We start from the raw sequence: 13,077 nt of genomic DNA on the forward strand, positions 1-13,077 counted from the left end.
CTCAAGACCGGCACCCGGTACGACGAGACGACTGCGTGGTCGCACCGCGACGAACCAGCCGCCGCAGCTTGACAGGTTTCGCCATGGGATGTCTGCTTGGCGTGCCCGTGGACCTCGATGATCGAGTCATCGATGTCCACGATCGCTCGCTCGTCCAGGCCCACCAGCAACGGCGTGTGCTCGTGCAGCCCGGTCAGGACGCGGGAGGCCACCGCGTCCAGCTGACGAACATGCCCGAACGTGAAGGACCGCAGAAACGAGCCCAGCGTGGAAGGGGCGTAGCAGCCGTCGAAGACCTTACGCATCGCGCCGTGTCGCAGCAGGGCCATGTCATCGATGGAATCGGCTCCCGCGATCATGCCCGCGACCAGCGCGGTGACCTTCGCGCCCGCGTGCGAGCCCTTGTCCGTGGGCACCGACAGGCACTCGTCAGCCAGACCGCACAGGCCGGCGTTCTCCGCCAGCCGCATCGCCGGGACCAGACCAGCAGGAGACACCAGGTTCGGCTCGTCGAACCTGACGGAAGACACCGGGACAGTGTGAGACAGTTGCATCTACGAGATGCCCTTCGTGGCCGGGTAGTTGGATCCTTCAGCAAGACCAATCTTCCCAGCACGCAAGGGCATTCTCGCTCTATGACGCGCTGACTACCTCACACCATCGGTGGATTGAGGCTTAGGATGCCCACGCCGAGGACATTAGCGCCCCGCGACGGAGGATACCAGCGCCTTCAAGAAGTCCGATCAGCTCGCTCGGACGACGGCACGCGGCTCACAACAGAGTCTCGTTCCGCAGGAAGGGACCTCCGGCTAGCTCGAAGACCTGCTCGCGGGTGACCACGCGGTGGGTCGAGGGGATGGCCGACGCGAGACAGTTCAGGAGCGAGAAGGGGTCAGACTGGCATAGGCACAGGTGGTCTGGCGTCGGAGGTGTTTCACTAGCACCTTCTCCGTGTCGCCGAAGCCGCCCTTGAGGGTCGCCTGATCGAGCATCGCTTCAGCGGCCTGCCAAGTATCTTCGTCGGCCCAGATGGCTAACCGGATCAGTGCGCCCCGCGCTCTGACTCGCGCCTCCTTCGTCGCTCGCACTCGCAAAGTGGCTGGAGTGTCGGTTCTCTTGCTAAACGTGTCGATGGATGCGTTGATCAGATCCCACGCTCCTTCCTCGCTCTTCTGCCGCTTGAGCTCGTGGCATCGGGCGATGAAGTCCGATCCCTCAGAAGCGATATTGTCGCACCGCTTGGCTGATCTAGTCTGCCGGGATTTCACCAACTCCAAAACGAGTCCGACGATTCCCGTTACAAGAGCGCCGATGATAATCCCACCGAGCGCGAACCAGGCTGTTGAGTTCTCTGAGACTGCGCTCGCGGCGAAGGCGTGAGGTGACATGGCGGGGAGTCTAAATCCGGCCTAGCACTGAGCCCTACTCCGGACACTGCTGGCATGGCGGATCATCGGCCAGGAAGTACTGACCAGACCGTGATGCACGCCGCGACGAGTCCCAGGGTCCATCCGGCGCCGAAGCCCAGCCGGCGGAACCTGGCGCGCCAACGGTTGATCCACGCGCGATTGATGCGGAATTCGATGAAACTTGGGTCACGTTCTGGCTCATGGTGAGCCCTGTCCCGTATGGTCGTCATTGTTGCTTCTGCCTCCTGTGCGGTAGCTACTGGAGAGGGTCCCAGGCCCGGGCCCTCTCCAACTCATCTTCAAACCCTCCGACGCCGGCGAACAGGTCGGTGATCGCTGGCATCTCGCTTCTTCCTGCCTGTTCAGCGTATCCGCGAAACGTGACATCTCGGCGGAGGTGTCGCCCACCAACCGGGCCAGTCTGTGGACGGCCCGGTAGACAACCTGTGCGCCACGCCGTGGGACATCTGTGGGTAACCTGAGGACAAGCCTGTGGATGGTGGGGCAAGGATCCCTCGCGTACCCGGTTGGCCCTGTGGACAGGAACGAGTCCAGGCGCGGCTTGCTCCCCTGGGTCTCCGGCCCGCCGTGGTACGGCCGAGGCTCTGCTTCGTCACTGGCGGTTCCCTTCCAAGTGGACATCCGTGCGAGGAGTTTAGCGATACTTCCGGCAGAGTGGTAATCGGTGTGATGACGAATTCGGTTAGTACCTGTACGGTTTCGCGGTTTGAGCCCTCGCCTGGAGCCCTCGTCGGTATGAGTGAAACTCATACGCTCCGGACTGTGTGCTTAGACCTGCGCGGTCTGAAAGGTTCCTCTCCACCACCTCAACTAAACGGGGCAGGGACATGAGCAACATCACGAGCGCGGTCAAGCGGGGCCAGTGGGAGATCCTTGACGACGTGCTGGCCGGCCTGTTGCCGCCGTCGGTCGAGTCCTTCGCGGAGCTCCACGAGCACGTGGACGCCAACGAGTACGCCGGCCTCTGCGATGGGGACTGCCCGCCCGAGGTCTTCGCGGCCGCCGGCGAGATCCAGACCGCGCTGGACCAGTGGCTGCGCCGCGCTGCCGGCAAGGGCTCGGGGACGCTCTGTAAGGGGCCGAGCCGCTCGTGAAGCCAACCCCGTGGGCCTCGAATCACCCTACGTCCGGGGGTGATTCGTCGGTCAAGACCTATGAGCAAGGGTGATCTTCGCCTGAGAGGTTCCCCTCGTCAACGAAGATGAAGGAGCCCACCATGACCCAGCGAGTCTCCCCCAAGATCGACGCTGCAGCGGACCACGCGTACGCGGAAGCCGTCCCCCTTGAGGGGTGGCGGCTGCAGGACCGTCTCGCGTCCCTGCGCCGTGAACTGGTCCGCGGGCCATCCGCCGCGCGGGCGGACGAGATCCTCGGCGGCATCCTCGGCGTCAACCGCGCCCTTGCCGAGCGCATCGCGAAGTAGTCCCTCACCCCCACCCCGACGAGCAAGGAGAACGACCATGAGCAACACCGACGAGCAGAAGTTCGCCCTCAAGGCCGGCGGCCCCAAGGACGCGGCGATCCTCGAGGTCATCGAGTCGGACCACGACAAGGAGATGACCCGCAAGGACATCGCGGAGGCCGCCGGCTGCACCGTGGGCCGCGTGGGTGAGGTCGTCCGCTTCCTCGCCGCCACTGGCACGAAGGCCGAGCGCGAACTCGTGGGCCATCTCGTGGGTGGTTCGCGCGTGGCCAAGGTCGAACCCGCGAAGGTCGAGGCGCCGAAGCCGAAGGCCATTCGCAAGCCGCGCGCGGCCAAGGGCAAGACCACCAAGGTCTGATCGGCCCCCACGGACGAAGAACGCTCCCCGCCCACTACGGGGGGGAGCGTTTCCATGTCCACGGGTCCTCGGGCCACGAGGTCTGATCCTCTCGCGCCGATTACACCCCGCCCTGTTCCCTAGGCAGGGCGGGGTGTTCCCGCATCCAGAGAGGGCGGCCTCGCGGTCCAGACAAGGAAAGCGGTGCGCGACGATCCCCACCTCGGTTGCCAGCCAGCCCGGTTGAATGCAACCCCGAGATGAGGATCGTTCGAGCACCGCTTCGTTGTGTCGCGGACCGGCGGGCACCTCATGTCGGGGGCCGCGCCGGTCTGCGTCTCCGAACTGGCCCGCGAGGGGAGGATGACCCTCCCCCAAGAGGGAAGGCACCCTCGCGGAACCATGTGCCAATCCGGAGATCCTCGACCGACCCTGAGCAACGAAGTGAGAGGGCTCCGCTGCTCAGGCCCTGCCGGGGAAGTTCTCAGCCGCCCAGGACGCCGGTCACGACGTCGAAGGCCTTGAGCCGCGCGATGCCGACGTCGCCGCGGTAGTGCGCGACGAGGCCGACCTGGCGGGTGTCGGCGTACCGCTCCTTCAGGACCGAGATCTGCAGGCCGGCGCGGAGGCCGATCAGCAACTTGGAGAAGTCGCCGGTGAAGATGTCGCTGGCGTCCGTTGCGGTGCCCTCGGTCTGGGTCACGGAGACCTGCCCGGTGGGCAGGCGCTTGACCCCGTCCAGGTAGGTCGGCGGCGCGAGGTACGGACCAGTGGTGCCAGCTTCACGCTGCTTGGCCAGGACCCGCGCGGTGCGGTCCGCAAGGATCTGCGCACCGGGCTCCTCGTTGGCGTCGCGCAGACGGCCCACGGCGTCCACGAGGTCGTCCCAGGTCGGTGCCGCCCCGTCTGCGGTCCCCAGCGCGGTCGTCGGGACCCCCACGGTGGCGTAGAGGCCCGACGGGCTCGCCGTTGGTCCCCTTGCGGTAGTGCGCCACCCGGTCGACCTCCAGGGCGAAGGCATGGAGCAGCTGCGTCTCGACGGACGGGTCCGAGTCCTCGATGAGCTCGCGGGACACCTTCGTGATCACCGCGAGGGACTTGGCCTTCAGCTCGAGCTGCTCCAGCATGCCGTCGTCCTCGGCAATGGTGTCGGCCTCGGCGCGCCACTCGGGGGTCGGATCCCCTACCCACCGGGCCACCTGCACGGTCCGCGAGTCCATCGGGACGATCTGGGCGCCGGCCTGCGCGGGAGCCCTTGCGCCGGCGGTGTCCGGCCTGGTCGTCGGGGACCGGGATGGTCGCGCGGATCCCGTGCGCACGCAGCCAAGCGCGGTTCGCGCGGGAGGAGTACGCCTTGTCGGCCAGCACCCGATCCGGCCTGGTGCGTGCCCGGCCCGGGCCCGGAGCGGGAGATGTGGATGCCATCCAGCACGGTGGCCATTTGTGGACTGTCGCCGTGCTGACCGGGTGTCAGGACGAAGGACAGCACTCCCCGGTGCTGGTCGATCGCCACGTGGGTCTTGGTCGACCAGCCACCCCGGGACGTGCCCAGCTCGTGGTGATCCGGTTCTCCGGCAACCCTTTCCACGCTGTCACGTCGGGCTCCAGCAGCGTGGACGTGCGCTCGGGAGGTGGTCGAGTCGACGCTGACCTGCCAGGACAGCTTGCCTGCCGCGTCCGCTGCCTCCAGCAGCGCGGACTCGATCTTCTCCCAGACACCGAGCAGCTGCCAGCAGGCGAACAAGGTGTAGACCCGCCACCACGGCCCGTACCGGTCTGGCACGTCCCGCCAGGGGCAACCCGTCCGGGTGCGATAGCGGACCCCCTCGACCAGTGCCCGCACCGGCACGCTCGAGGCCGTCCCCGCCGCGCAGGCCCCGGCACCAACGGTTCCAGCAACGCCCACTGGGCATTGGTCAGGTCATGGCGGGCAGCGGCGTCTATGGTGGCCATCGAGGACTCCCGGAGTGCGGAGATGCGTAGACACCACCTGCGTTACTCCGGGAGCCGCGCCTCGCGCCTCGCGACACGCCGAAACCACACCAGTCACTTTCGTAACAGGCCCTAGACGCCGACTGGTCTGCTCAGCCACGTCGGGCCGCGGACAGATCACGCCGCTTCTCTTGGTGCTAGACCCTGCGCAGCAGATGCTGCCGGCTGAAGACCCTCAGGTCAGAGGCCCGATGACTGTGAAGTATTCTTCAGACATGGCGCGAGCGTGCCCACGGCATACTCCGCCGTCGACATACCTGCCTCGACGCCACGACGCGCCGCCGTCCATCGGGCGTACCATCGTGCACCCACCGATCGCCCGTGCCCGGTTGTCCTGCGGGTCATGGACTTGGTCATGAATCGCTCCTTCCACGAGGTGAACTGACCTTCATCGTGGAAGCCGCGCGCTCGCCGCGGAACCGGAGTTGGCCCGTCTGTGCATCGCGTGGTCTGGCGCGGCCCGACTGTGGATGACGCGGGCGACGACCAGCCGAATTCCCTGTGACGGGCCGATTCGCGCTGTGTATCATTTGATACATGAGTGAAGTGGAACGGACCATCGCCGCGGACACGGACCGCGTGTGGCAACTGCTCAGCGACCTCGACAACTGGGACCAGATGCTGCCCACGATGCAGCGGGTCACGCGCCTTGGCACCAAGGGCCCGCTGGGCGTGGGAACTCGGTTCGAGGTTCAACAGCCGGGCCTGCGCCGGGCGGTGTATGAGATCACCGATTGGCAGCCGGGTCGCGGATTCACCTGGCGCTCAACGGCGCCCGGGATACGGACCGCGGCGCCCCACTGGCTCGCTCCGCAGGACGAAGGAACCCGGCTGGTCCTGGGGATCGACTGGTCGGGGCCGTTGACCGGGCTCGTCCGTCTGCTCTTGGGTTCGAAGGTTCGCCGGATGGTCGAGCAGGAAGCCGACACCTTCACCCGATTGGCAGAGCGTGCCGGCCGGCCCGACTGAGCATCCTCGAGAGGTACTGCTGGGCCGGATCGTGGAGTGGTTCGCGGACAACGGCGTACTCGACACCAGCATGCGCACGCTCGCGGCCGGCGTCGGCACGAGCAACCGGATGCTCAACTACCACTTCGGATCCCGGGACCGGCTCTTGTCGGCGGTGATCGAGCGGGTCTGCGAGGCGGAGCGGGATGCGCTCGACCAGTTCCTCCGCGACACCAGCGATCCCGTCGATGCCGGCACGAGGTACTGGTCCCACGTCGCCGAGACGGCCAGCGCCTTCGCTCCGCTGTTCTACGAGCTGTCGGTGCACGCCATGTACGGCAAGGAGTATGCCGAGGGGTTGCGCGACATCCTGACCGATGCCTGGTTGGCCGGATTTACCCAAGGCTTCGCCAGGCTCACCGACAGTGCCCACGCCGAGCGGCTGGCTCGGCTGAGCCTGGCCGTGGGCCGCGGCGTGCTCTTCGAGGTGGCGCTGACGGGCGACCGTGCCGCGGCCGACACGGCGATCGAGGAGTTCACCGCGCTGATCAGGCACGCCCTCGACCCACCCCTCGACCCCACCCCGTGACCGGGAACGGCACCGCGCGCCGGTACGGGAGGTGCCGGGCTGACCTGCAGACGGCCCCTCAGCGCATCCGCTTCGGCTACACCTCCGCCGACGGGGACAGGACGGACCGGTATGTCGAGCCGCACCGCCTGGTCTCGATCGGTCGCCGTTGGTACCTCGTCGCCTACGACCCGGGCCGGCACGACTGGCGCAGCTTCCGGCTCGATCGGATGGACGAGCCGTCCAGCACCGGCGAACCGTTCCGACCGCGCGAGCTCCCCGCCGTCGACGCGGCGACCTACGTGCCCTCCGGGATCGAGCAACAGACTCGCCCACACGGGGTGATCGCGCTCGTCGAGGCACCAGAAGCCCTGCTGCGAGAGCGGATCGGCGCCTGGGCTGACATCCGGGCCGTTGACGAGGGCCGCTGCCGAGTGACCATGACGGCCGACTCGCTCGAATGGCCGGCTATGGCGCTGGGCGTCACCGGAGCGCCGTTCACCCTCGAGTCCCCGGCCGCGATGCGCGACCTCCTCACCGACTGGTCCGCTCGGTTCGGTGCCGCCGCCACATGACTCGCCGGTCGAACGCCGGGCCATGCGCAGGTCTCCAGCCCCGCAGGGTTTCTCAGACGAGGAAGCAGAAGACGAACACCGCGAGGCAGAGGAGCAGCAGGCCGACGGCGTTGACGAACAGGTTGCGGCCGAGGTCCCGGGCGCGAACGTGCATGGAGATCGCCACCAGGAAGTAGAGGATCAGGCATCCCGTCGTCACCGGCCCGAGCCAGGGCACCCAGATGCCCGCCAGGAGGCCCGCGGCCGCGGCGAGCTTGATCGGGGCCATCATCGGCCAGTACCTGCGTGGCCACCCCACCTCGGCAAAGCACCGGGCGATGAAACCCACCGGCTTCCAGCACAGAGCTGCGTCGACCACGCACACGATCGCGAGGAGGACAACCGGCCAAGCCGGTTCGGATAGTGCGTGCATGAAGCGACCGTACCATACGGTATGGTATGGTCGCTTCATGACAGCCCGGGACCGCTGGATCGATGAAGGCATGACCGCTCTCCGCGAGGGCGGGGCCGCAAACGTCCGCGTCGATCGCATCGCCGCGAGCCTCGGGCTGACCAAGGGCTCCTTTCACCATCACTTCCGCGGCGTCAACGACTTCCACCGGGCGCTGCTGCGTCGATACGAGCTCGACTCCAAGGACGCCATCGAGGGCGCCGCGAGGGCCGGCGCCGACCTTCCGGCCGAGCAGGCGCTCATGGCACTTCCCACCCGGGTCGCCCTCGACCCGCGTCTCGAGGCGGCCATCCGGGGATGGGCGCTGGAGAACGAGGAGGCCGGCTCCACCCAGGCCCGTGTCGACTCCGCCCGCCTCGACGCCCTCGTGGACCTGTGGCAGCGCATCCTCCCCGACCCCGCACGGGCCCGGACCGCCGCCCTCGTACCCCACTTGCTCACCATCGGTGCCTCGGTGGCGAAGCCGACCCTCACCAAAGCGGAGCTGGACGACGTGTTCGCCCTCCTGGTGTCCCTCGTCCCCGCAGTGAGGTAGTCGAGGTGGTCCGGCGGCGGGTCCAGCCCACTGCCCCTACGCCCGCCCAGCGGATGACTGGCTACTCGCGGGTTTCGTAAGATTCCCTCCGGGTACCAGAGCCACTTCAAGGCACATCGGATCCCGTCCGGCAGTGCGTGAGCGCGGAGGACCGCGGATAGGAGGACGACCATGTTGCTGCCACAACCTCGGGGGCCGATCAGCCACGGTGTCGTGCGGCTGCTGAAGGACGACCGGGACGAACCCGCTGCCCTCACCGGCGGGGACGAGGGGGACCTGCAGGACGACGACCTGCAACTGGCGCTGTGGATGCTGTTCGAGCTGCACTACCGCGGCTTCGCCGATGTGCCCGCGGGCCGGGAGTGGGACCTCGACCTCCTTCGCCTACGAGCCGAACTGCAGGAGCGGCTCGAGCAGGAGCTGCGCTCGCGAACGGCAACCGCCGTTGCCGAGGCGCTCACCGTGCCGGAAGCGGACTTCCCCGAAAGGCTGACCGCCCTGATCGACGCCGCAGACGGACCGTCCGTTGCGGGCTACCTGCAGCGCGACGCCACGCGGGACCAGGTGGTGGACTTCATGCGTCAACGCAGCATCTACCACCTCAAGGAGTCCGACCCCTACTCGTTCGTCCTCCCCCGGCTCGAGGGAGCTCCCAAAACGGCGCTCGCCGAGCTGCAGTATGACGAGTACGGCGCGGGGCAGCCGCACCGGCTGCACCAGACCATGTTCGGAGACGCCCTGGAAGGATGCGGTCTCGACCGCGAATACGGCGCCTACATCGACCAGGCCAGCGCCCTGACCCTCGCGACCAGCAACGTCGCCTCGCTCTTTGCGCTCCAGCGGCGGTTGCGCGGCGCGGCACTCGGCCACTTCGCGGCCTTCGAGTCCACGAGCTCGGTGCCCTGCCGCAAGATTGCCCGCGGGATCCGGCGGGTCGGTCTGCCCGATGTGGTGGCGGCCTACTTCGACGAGCACGTGGAGGCAGACGCCGTGCACGAGCAGGTCGCCGTCCGGCACATCTGTGGCGCCCTGGTCGAACAGGAGCCCGCGCTTGCCGAGGACGTCCTCTTCGGAGCCGCCGCCTGCCTGGCCGTCGACGCCCTGGCCGGGGAGCGGCTGCTGGCGTCCTGGGCGTCCTCGGACTCACCCCAGGGTGAGTCGTCACTCATGCGCGCCGCCGCGTCCCCCACTTCCGGATGACCTCGAGGAGATCCCCATGACTTCCACGGACCGCGAGGTGACGGTCGAGCAGTGTCCCGGCGGCCCGCTCCTGGTGCGCGGAGCCGACATCATCCGCGACGCGGAAGGGACCGCCCACGACGTGACTCGACCGCTGGTGGCGGTTTGTGCCTGTGGGAAGACCGGACGACCCCCATGGTGCGACGGGACCCACAAGGCGCTTCGGCGGCCCACGTGAGCGCCGCCGAGGCAGTGGACTTCGGTGGCCTGCGCATCAGCTTCGACCACCGGGTGCTACGTCCACGTTCGTGGACGGCCGCGCAGTCGCACTGGGCCAGCGACCTGCTGCGCACCGCTCCGGCGGGGCACGTGCTGGAGCTGTGCACCGGTGCGGGACAGCTCGGCCTGCTGGCCGTCGCCGGCACCGACCGACGACTCGTGGCGGTCGACGTGAGTCCCGCTGCGGTGAGCCTTGCACGCGCCAATGCCGAAGCGGCCGGACTCGCCGAGCAGGTGGAGATCCGGCAGGGGAACCTCGACGAGACGCTCGACCCCGACGAGCAGTTCGCCGTCATCATCGCCGACCCACCGTGGGTCTGTCGCGCAGATGTTGCGCGGTACCCCGAGGACCCGGTGCTGGCCATCGACGGCGGCACACATGGCCTGGACCTGGCCCTCCGCTGCCTGGACGTGATCGAGCACCACCTGGCCGATGGCGGCTCGGCGGTCCTGCAACTCGGCACACTGGCGCAGGTCGCTCGCGTTCAAGCGTCAGTCTCGGCGGCGACGCACCTGCGCGTCGTGGAACACCGCGAGTTCCCGGATCACGGGGTGCTCGTCCGCATCGACCGGTCCTCGGGCTGAACGGCCCCGCGTCCCTCAGTGGACAGGATTGAGTCGATCCCGCGGCACCGCTCCACCAGTCCTTTGAACAGGCCCTGGTCGGTCCGGGCCTCGGGGTGCCACTGCACCCCGAGCCAGAAGTCGCGGTCCTCGCGTTCCATCGCCTCGAGGGTGCCGTCCGCGGCGTGGGCGGTGGGGGTGTAGCCGGGGTGGGTGATCACTGCTTGGTGGTGGTGGCAGGCGACCTGCACCTGGGGGCCGATCAGCGCGGCGATCCGGGAGCCGGCGACCGTGTCGACCGCGATGGTGCCGTAGACGTCCCCGCCGGGTGAGTGTCCCTCGTGCGACACGACGTCCGGGAGGTGTTGCTCGAGCGAGCCGCCGGCGTGCACGGCCATGACCTGCATCCCCCGGCAGACTCCGAGCACCGGCAGCGTCTGGTCCTCGGCGGCGTCGAGCAGCGCGATCTCCCAGCCGTCGCGGTCGGCTCGCGGCGCGCCGGTCCGCTGCTGCGGCCGCTGGCCGTAGCGGCCCGGATCGATGTCCGCGCCGCCGGCGATGACCAGGGCATCCAGGCGGGACACCACCTCGGCTGCCGCCTCGGGGTCGTCGGTCGGCGGCAGGAGGACCGGCACCCCGCCGGCGAGGGTGACCGCCCGTGCATACTCGGCGTTGAGCAGGTCCGCCTGGGCGTGCCACACGCCCCAGCGGGCCTGCTCCCGGTAGGTCGAGATCCCGATGACCGGTCGCATGTCAGAGCGGCGTCACGTAGGCGCCGGAGATGCCGCCGTCGACCAGGAAGGTCGAGGCGGTCATGAAGCTCGACTCGTCGGATGCCAGGAACAGCACGGCGTTGGCCATCTCCTCTGGCTCGCCGAAGCGGCCCATCGGCACGTGCACCAACCGGCGCTGCGCCTTCTCGGGGTCGTCGGCGTAGAGCTGCTGGAGCAGCGGGGTGTTGACCGGCCCCGGGCACAGCGCGTTGACCCGCACCCCCTGCCGGGCGAACTGGACTCCGAGCTCGCGGGTCATGGACAGCACCCCGCCCTTGGAGGCGGAGTAGGAGATCTGCGAGGTCGCCGCACCCAGCACCGCCACGAAGGAGGCCGTGTTGATGATCGAGCCCTTGCCCTGCTCGAGCATGTAGGGCAGCGCCGCCTTGCAGCACAGGTAGACGCTGGTGAGGTTGACCTCCTGCACCCGGCGCCACGCGTCGAGGTCGGTGTCGAGGATGGAGTCGTCCTCCGGCGGTGAGATGCCCGCGTTGTTGAAGGCGATGTCCACCGATCCGTAGGTCTCCTTGGCGGTGCGGAACAGCGCGTCCACCTGCTCCTTGTCCGTGACGTCGGTGGCGACGAACGTTCCGGACACCCGCTCGGCCACCGCAGCGCCGCGCTCCTTGTCGACGTCACCGATCACGACCTTGGCGCCCTCCTGCGCGAAGCGCTCCACGGTCGCCAGCCCGATCCCCGAGCTCCCCCCGGTGATCACTGCCACCTTGCCCTCGAGCCGTCCGGTCACGATGTCGCCTCCTCGTCTGCGATGAACACATTCTTCTCCTCGGTGAACGCGTCCGGTGCGTCCGGCCCGAGCTCCCGGCCGAGGCCGGACTGCTTGTAACCCCCGAAGGGCGTCCAGTAGCGCACGGCACTGTGCGAGTTCACGCTGAGGTTGCCGGCCTCCACCCGCCGCGCGACGCGCAGCGCCCGCCCGACGTCGCGGGTGTAGATCGAGCCGGACAGCCCGTATTCCGTGTCGTTGGCCATCGCGACGGCCTCCGCCTCGTCGGAGAAGGGCAGCACGGCCACCACCGGCCCGAAGACCTCCTCGCGCCAGACCCGGTCGTCGGTGGAGCGCGGGGCGACCACCGTCGGTGGCACCCAGAACCCGTCGCCGTCCGGCGCCGGACCCGTGCACACCACCTCGACGTCGTCGAGGTAGCCGCGCACCGAGTCCCTCTGGTGCGCGGAGATCAACGGACCCATCTCGCTGCCCCGGTCGGCGCCGGGGTCGGTCACGACCATGCCCTGCACCGCCTTGCCGAGCTGCTCGAGGAACTGCTCGTGCACCGACTCCTGCACCAGGATCCGCGACCGCGCGCAGCAGTCCTGCCCCGCGTTGTCGAACACCGCGTAGGGCGCCGTCGCCGCGGCCTTGGCCAGGTCGGCGTCGGCGAACACGATGTTGGCGCTCTTGCCACCCAGCTCGAGCGTGCACCGCTTCACCTGCTCGGCGCAGCCCGCCATGATCTTCTTGCCCACCGCGGTCGACCCGGTGAAGCAGACCTTGCGCACCAGCGGGTGGGTGACGAACCGCTCACCCACCACCGAGCCCTTGCCCGGTATGACGGTCAGCACCCCCTCGGGCAGGCCCGCCTCGAGCGCCAGCTCACCGATGCGGATCGCCGTCAAGGGAGTCAGCTCGGCCGGCTTGAGGACCACCGTGTTGCCCGCCGCCAGGGCCGGGGCCATCCCCCAGCCCAGGATCGGCATCGGGAAGTTCCACGGCACGATGATGCCGACCACGCCCAGCGGCTCGCGGAAGGTGATGTCCACCCCGCCCGGCACCGGGATCTGCCGGCCGAAGAGCCGCTCCGGCGCCGCCGAGTAGTAGTTCAGGACGTCGCGGACGTTGCCCGCCTCCCAGGTCGCGTTGCCCCAGGTGTGCCCGGCGTTGCGCACCTCCAGCTCGGCCAGCTCGTCGATGTGCTCGTCGACCACCGAGGCGAACCGTCGCAGCAGGCGCGCCCGCTCGCCGGGGGCCAGGTCGCGCCACGGCGGGAACGCCGCCGCGGCC

Annotated in this window: 18 protein-coding genes and 2 pseudogenes; 10 read left to right on the plus strand and 10 right to left on the minus strand. The window is 68.7% G+C overall.

Translation table 11 applies throughout. The features are described from left to right. Positions 1–92: 92 nt before the first annotated feature. Positions 93–554, minus strand: a pseudogene (locus FRW57_RS09120) (IS1380 family transposase); the annotation flags it as partial. 321 nt (positions 555–875) lie between these two features. Continuing rightward, positions 876–1,388: a hypothetical protein gene (locus FRW57_RS09125; protein WP_152185853.1), complete on the minus strand. Its 513-nt coding sequence runs from the start codon at positions 1,386–1,388 to the stop codon at positions 876–878. A gap of 869 nt (positions 1,389–2,257) precedes the next feature. Here FRW57_RS09125 and FRW57_RS09130 point away from each other — a divergent pair. The 3 genes from FRW57_RS09130 to FRW57_RS09140 all read left to right on the plus strand — a co-directional run bounded on the left by FRW57_RS09130 (position 2,258) and on the right by FRW57_RS09140 (position 3,211). Next, a complete protein-coding gene (locus FRW57_RS09130; protein WP_152185854.1) occupies positions 2,258–2,524 on the plus strand; it encodes a hypothetical protein in 267 nt (88 codons plus the stop codon). A gap of 122 nt (positions 2,525–2,646) precedes the next feature. Further along, on the plus strand, positions 2,647–2,853 hold the full coding sequence (locus FRW57_RS09135; RefSeq protein ID WP_152185855.1) for a hypothetical protein: 207 nt from the start codon (positions 2,647–2,649) through the stop codon (positions 2,851–2,853). 37 nt (positions 2,854–2,890) lie between these two features. Further along, on the plus strand, positions 2,891–3,211 hold the full coding sequence (locus FRW57_RS09140) for a hypothetical protein (RefSeq protein WP_152185856.1): 321 nt from the start codon (positions 2,891–2,893) through the stop codon (positions 3,209–3,211). Between the two features lie 463 nt (positions 3,212–3,674). On the opposite strand, the gene FRW57_RS09150 is transcribed toward FRW57_RS09140, so the two are convergent. The 4 genes and pseudogenes from FRW57_RS09150 to FRW57_RS25050 form a co-directional block, all read right to left on the minus strand. After that, positions 3,675–4,211, minus strand: a complete 537-nt coding sequence (locus FRW57_RS09150) for a phage major capsid protein (RefSeq protein WP_152185858.1) — start codon at positions 4,209–4,211, stop codon at positions 3,675–3,677. A 22-nt stretch (positions 4,212–4,233) separates the two neighbouring features. Further along, positions 4,234–4,419 (minus strand): annotated as a pseudogene (locus FRW57_RS25040) (phage major capsid protein); the annotation flags it as partial. Further along, entirely contained in the window at positions 4,374–5,096 is a 723-nt protein-coding gene (locus FRW57_RS25045; RefSeq protein WP_420853240.1) for an IS5 family transposase, read from the minus strand. The gene FRW57_RS25045 and the pseudogene FRW57_RS25040, both read right to left, overlap by 46 nt. A gap of 266 nt (positions 5,097–5,362) precedes the next feature. Further along, on the minus strand, positions 5,363–5,539 hold the full coding sequence (locus FRW57_RS25050; RefSeq protein ID WP_203230276.1) for a DUF4244 domain-containing protein: 177 nt from the start codon (positions 5,537–5,539) through the stop codon (positions 5,363–5,365). A 180-nt stretch (positions 5,540–5,719) separates the two neighbouring features. Between FRW57_RS25050 and FRW57_RS09170 the strand changes: the two genes are divergently transcribed. Genes FRW57_RS09170 through FRW57_RS24005 form a run of 3 tightly spaced genes read left to right on the plus strand, consistent with a single transcriptional unit; the run spans position 5,720 to position 7,273 of the window. After that, positions 5,720–6,151, plus strand: coding sequence for an SRPBCC family protein (locus tag FRW57_RS09170; RefSeq protein ID WP_137120413.1), 432 nt, complete (start codon positions 5,720–5,722; stop codon positions 6,149–6,151). Continuing rightward, positions 6,132–6,719 carry a TetR family transcriptional regulator gene (locus FRW57_RS09175; protein WP_203230277.1) on the plus strand — a complete coding sequence of 196 codons (588 nt, stop codon included), beginning with the start codon at positions 6,132–6,134 and terminating at the stop codon, positions 6,717–6,719. Before FRW57_RS09170 ends, FRW57_RS09175 begins: the two co-directional genes overlap by 20 nt. After that, positions 6,716–7,273 carry a helix-turn-helix transcriptional regulator gene (locus FRW57_RS24005; RefSeq protein WP_202911398.1) on the plus strand — a complete coding sequence of 186 codons (558 nt, stop codon included), beginning with the start codon at positions 6,716–6,718 and terminating at the stop codon, positions 7,271–7,273. The genes FRW57_RS09175 and FRW57_RS24005 overlap by 4 nt, the downstream gene beginning before the upstream one ends. A gap of 52 nt (positions 7,274–7,325) precedes the next feature. Here the strand turns inward: FRW57_RS24005 and FRW57_RS09185 are convergent, their stop codons facing one another. After that, complete coding sequence (locus tag FRW57_RS09185) at positions 7,326–7,685, minus strand: DoxX family protein (RefSeq protein ID WP_152185859.1); 360 nt, start codon at positions 7,683–7,685, stop codon at positions 7,326–7,328. Between the two features lie 37 nt (positions 7,686–7,722). On the opposite strand from FRW57_RS09185, the gene FRW57_RS09190 reads away from it, so the two are divergent. The 4 genes from FRW57_RS09190 (at position 7,723) to FRW57_RS09205 (ending at position 10,302) form a co-directional block, all read left to right on the plus strand. Beyond that, positions 7,723–8,259: a TetR/AcrR family transcriptional regulator gene (locus tag FRW57_RS09190; protein ID WP_162529322.1), complete on the plus strand. Its 537-nt coding sequence runs from the start codon at positions 7,723–7,725 to the stop codon at positions 8,257–8,259. 171 nt (positions 8,260–8,430) lie between these two features. Further along, the gene (locus FRW57_RS09195) at positions 8,431–9,459 is read left to right on the plus strand and encodes an iron-containing redox enzyme family protein (protein WP_152185861.1); all 1,029 of its coding nucleotides are present in this window, start codon (positions 8,431–8,433) and stop codon (positions 9,457–9,459) included. Positions 9,460–9,475: 16 nt separating this feature from the next. Then, complete coding sequence (locus tag FRW57_RS09200; RefSeq protein WP_137120408.1) at positions 9,476–9,676, plus strand: CDGSH iron-sulfur domain-containing protein; 201 nt, start codon at positions 9,476–9,478, stop codon at positions 9,674–9,676. Then, positions 9,673–10,302, plus strand: a complete 630-nt coding sequence (locus tag FRW57_RS09205; protein WP_238999380.1) for a methyltransferase — start codon at positions 9,673–9,675, stop codon at positions 10,300–10,302. Before FRW57_RS09200 ends, FRW57_RS09205 begins: the two co-directional genes overlap by 4 nt. On the opposite strand, the gene FRW57_RS09210 is transcribed toward FRW57_RS09205, so the two are convergent. The 3 genes from FRW57_RS09210 to FRW57_RS09220 form a co-directional block, all read right to left on the minus strand. Then, positions 10,263–11,033, minus strand: coding sequence for a gamma-glutamyl-gamma-aminobutyrate hydrolase family protein (locus tag FRW57_RS09210; RefSeq protein WP_137120406.1), 771 nt, complete (start codon positions 11,031–11,033; stop codon positions 10,263–10,265). The two genes, FRW57_RS09205 and FRW57_RS09210, sit on opposite strands and share 40 nt — an antisense overlap. Position 11,034: 1 nt before the next feature. After that, on the minus strand, positions 11,035–11,802 hold the full coding sequence (locus FRW57_RS09215; protein WP_152185863.1) for a 3-oxoacyl-ACP reductase: 768 nt from the start codon (positions 11,800–11,802) through the stop codon (positions 11,035–11,037). Continuing rightward, on the minus strand, positions 11,799–13,077 hold a 1,279-nt coding region (locus FRW57_RS09220; RefSeq protein WP_203230278.1), incomplete at its 5' end, for an aldehyde dehydrogenase family protein. The genes FRW57_RS09215 and FRW57_RS09220, both read right to left, overlap by 4 nt.

Source organism: Segeticoccus rhizosphaerae (assembly GCF_009192725.1).
GTDB lineage: Bacteria > Actinomycetota > Actinomycetes > Actinomycetales > Dermatophilaceae > Segeticoccus > Segeticoccus rhizosphaerae.

Excerpts from the sequence above, each read along its gene's own strand:
- FRW57_RS09125 (WP_152185853.1), bottom strand. The coding sequence starts at position 1,388 with ATGTCACCTCACGCCTTCGCCGCGAGCGCAGTCTCAGAGAACTCAACA.
- FRW57_RS09130 (WP_152185854.1), top strand. The coding sequence starts at position 2,258 with ATGAGCAACATCACGAGCGCGGTCAAGCGGGGCCAGTGGGAGATCCTT.
- FRW57_RS09135 (WP_152185855.1), top strand. The coding sequence starts at position 2,647 with ATGACCCAGCGAGTCTCCCCCAAGATCGACGCTGCAGCGGACCACGCG.
- FRW57_RS09140 (WP_152185856.1), top strand. The coding sequence starts at position 2,891 with ATGAGCAACACCGACGAGCAGAAGTTCGCCCTCAAGGCCGGCGGCCCC.
- FRW57_RS09150 (WP_152185858.1), bottom strand. The coding sequence starts at position 4,211 with ATGCCTTCGCCCTGGAGGTCGACCGGGTGGCGCACTACCGCAAGGGGA.
- FRW57_RS25050 (WP_203230276.1), bottom strand. The coding sequence starts at position 5,539 with ATGACCAAGTCCATGACCCGCAGGACAACCGGGCACGGGCGATCGGTG.
- FRW57_RS09170 (WP_137120413.1), top strand. The coding sequence starts at position 5,720 with ATGAGTGAAGTGGAACGGACCATCGCCGCGGACACGGACCGCGTGTGG.
- FRW57_RS09185 (WP_152185859.1), bottom strand. The coding sequence starts at position 7,685 with ATGCACGCACTATCCGAACCGGCTTGGCCGGTTGTCCTCCTCGCGATC.
- FRW57_RS09190 (WP_162529322.1), top strand. The coding sequence starts at position 7,723 with ATGACAGCCCGGGACCGCTGGATCGATGAAGGCATGACCGCTCTCCGC.
- FRW57_RS09195 (WP_152185861.1), top strand. The coding sequence starts at position 8,431 with ATGTTGCTGCCACAACCTCGGGGGCCGATCAGCCACGGTGTCGTGCGG.
- FRW57_RS09200 (WP_137120408.1), top strand. The coding sequence starts at position 9,476 with ATGACTTCCACGGACCGCGAGGTGACGGTCGAGCAGTGTCCCGGCGGC.
- FRW57_RS09210 (WP_137120406.1), bottom strand. The coding sequence starts at position 11,033 with ATGCGACCGGTCATCGGGATCTCGACCTACCGGGAGCAGGCCCGCTGG.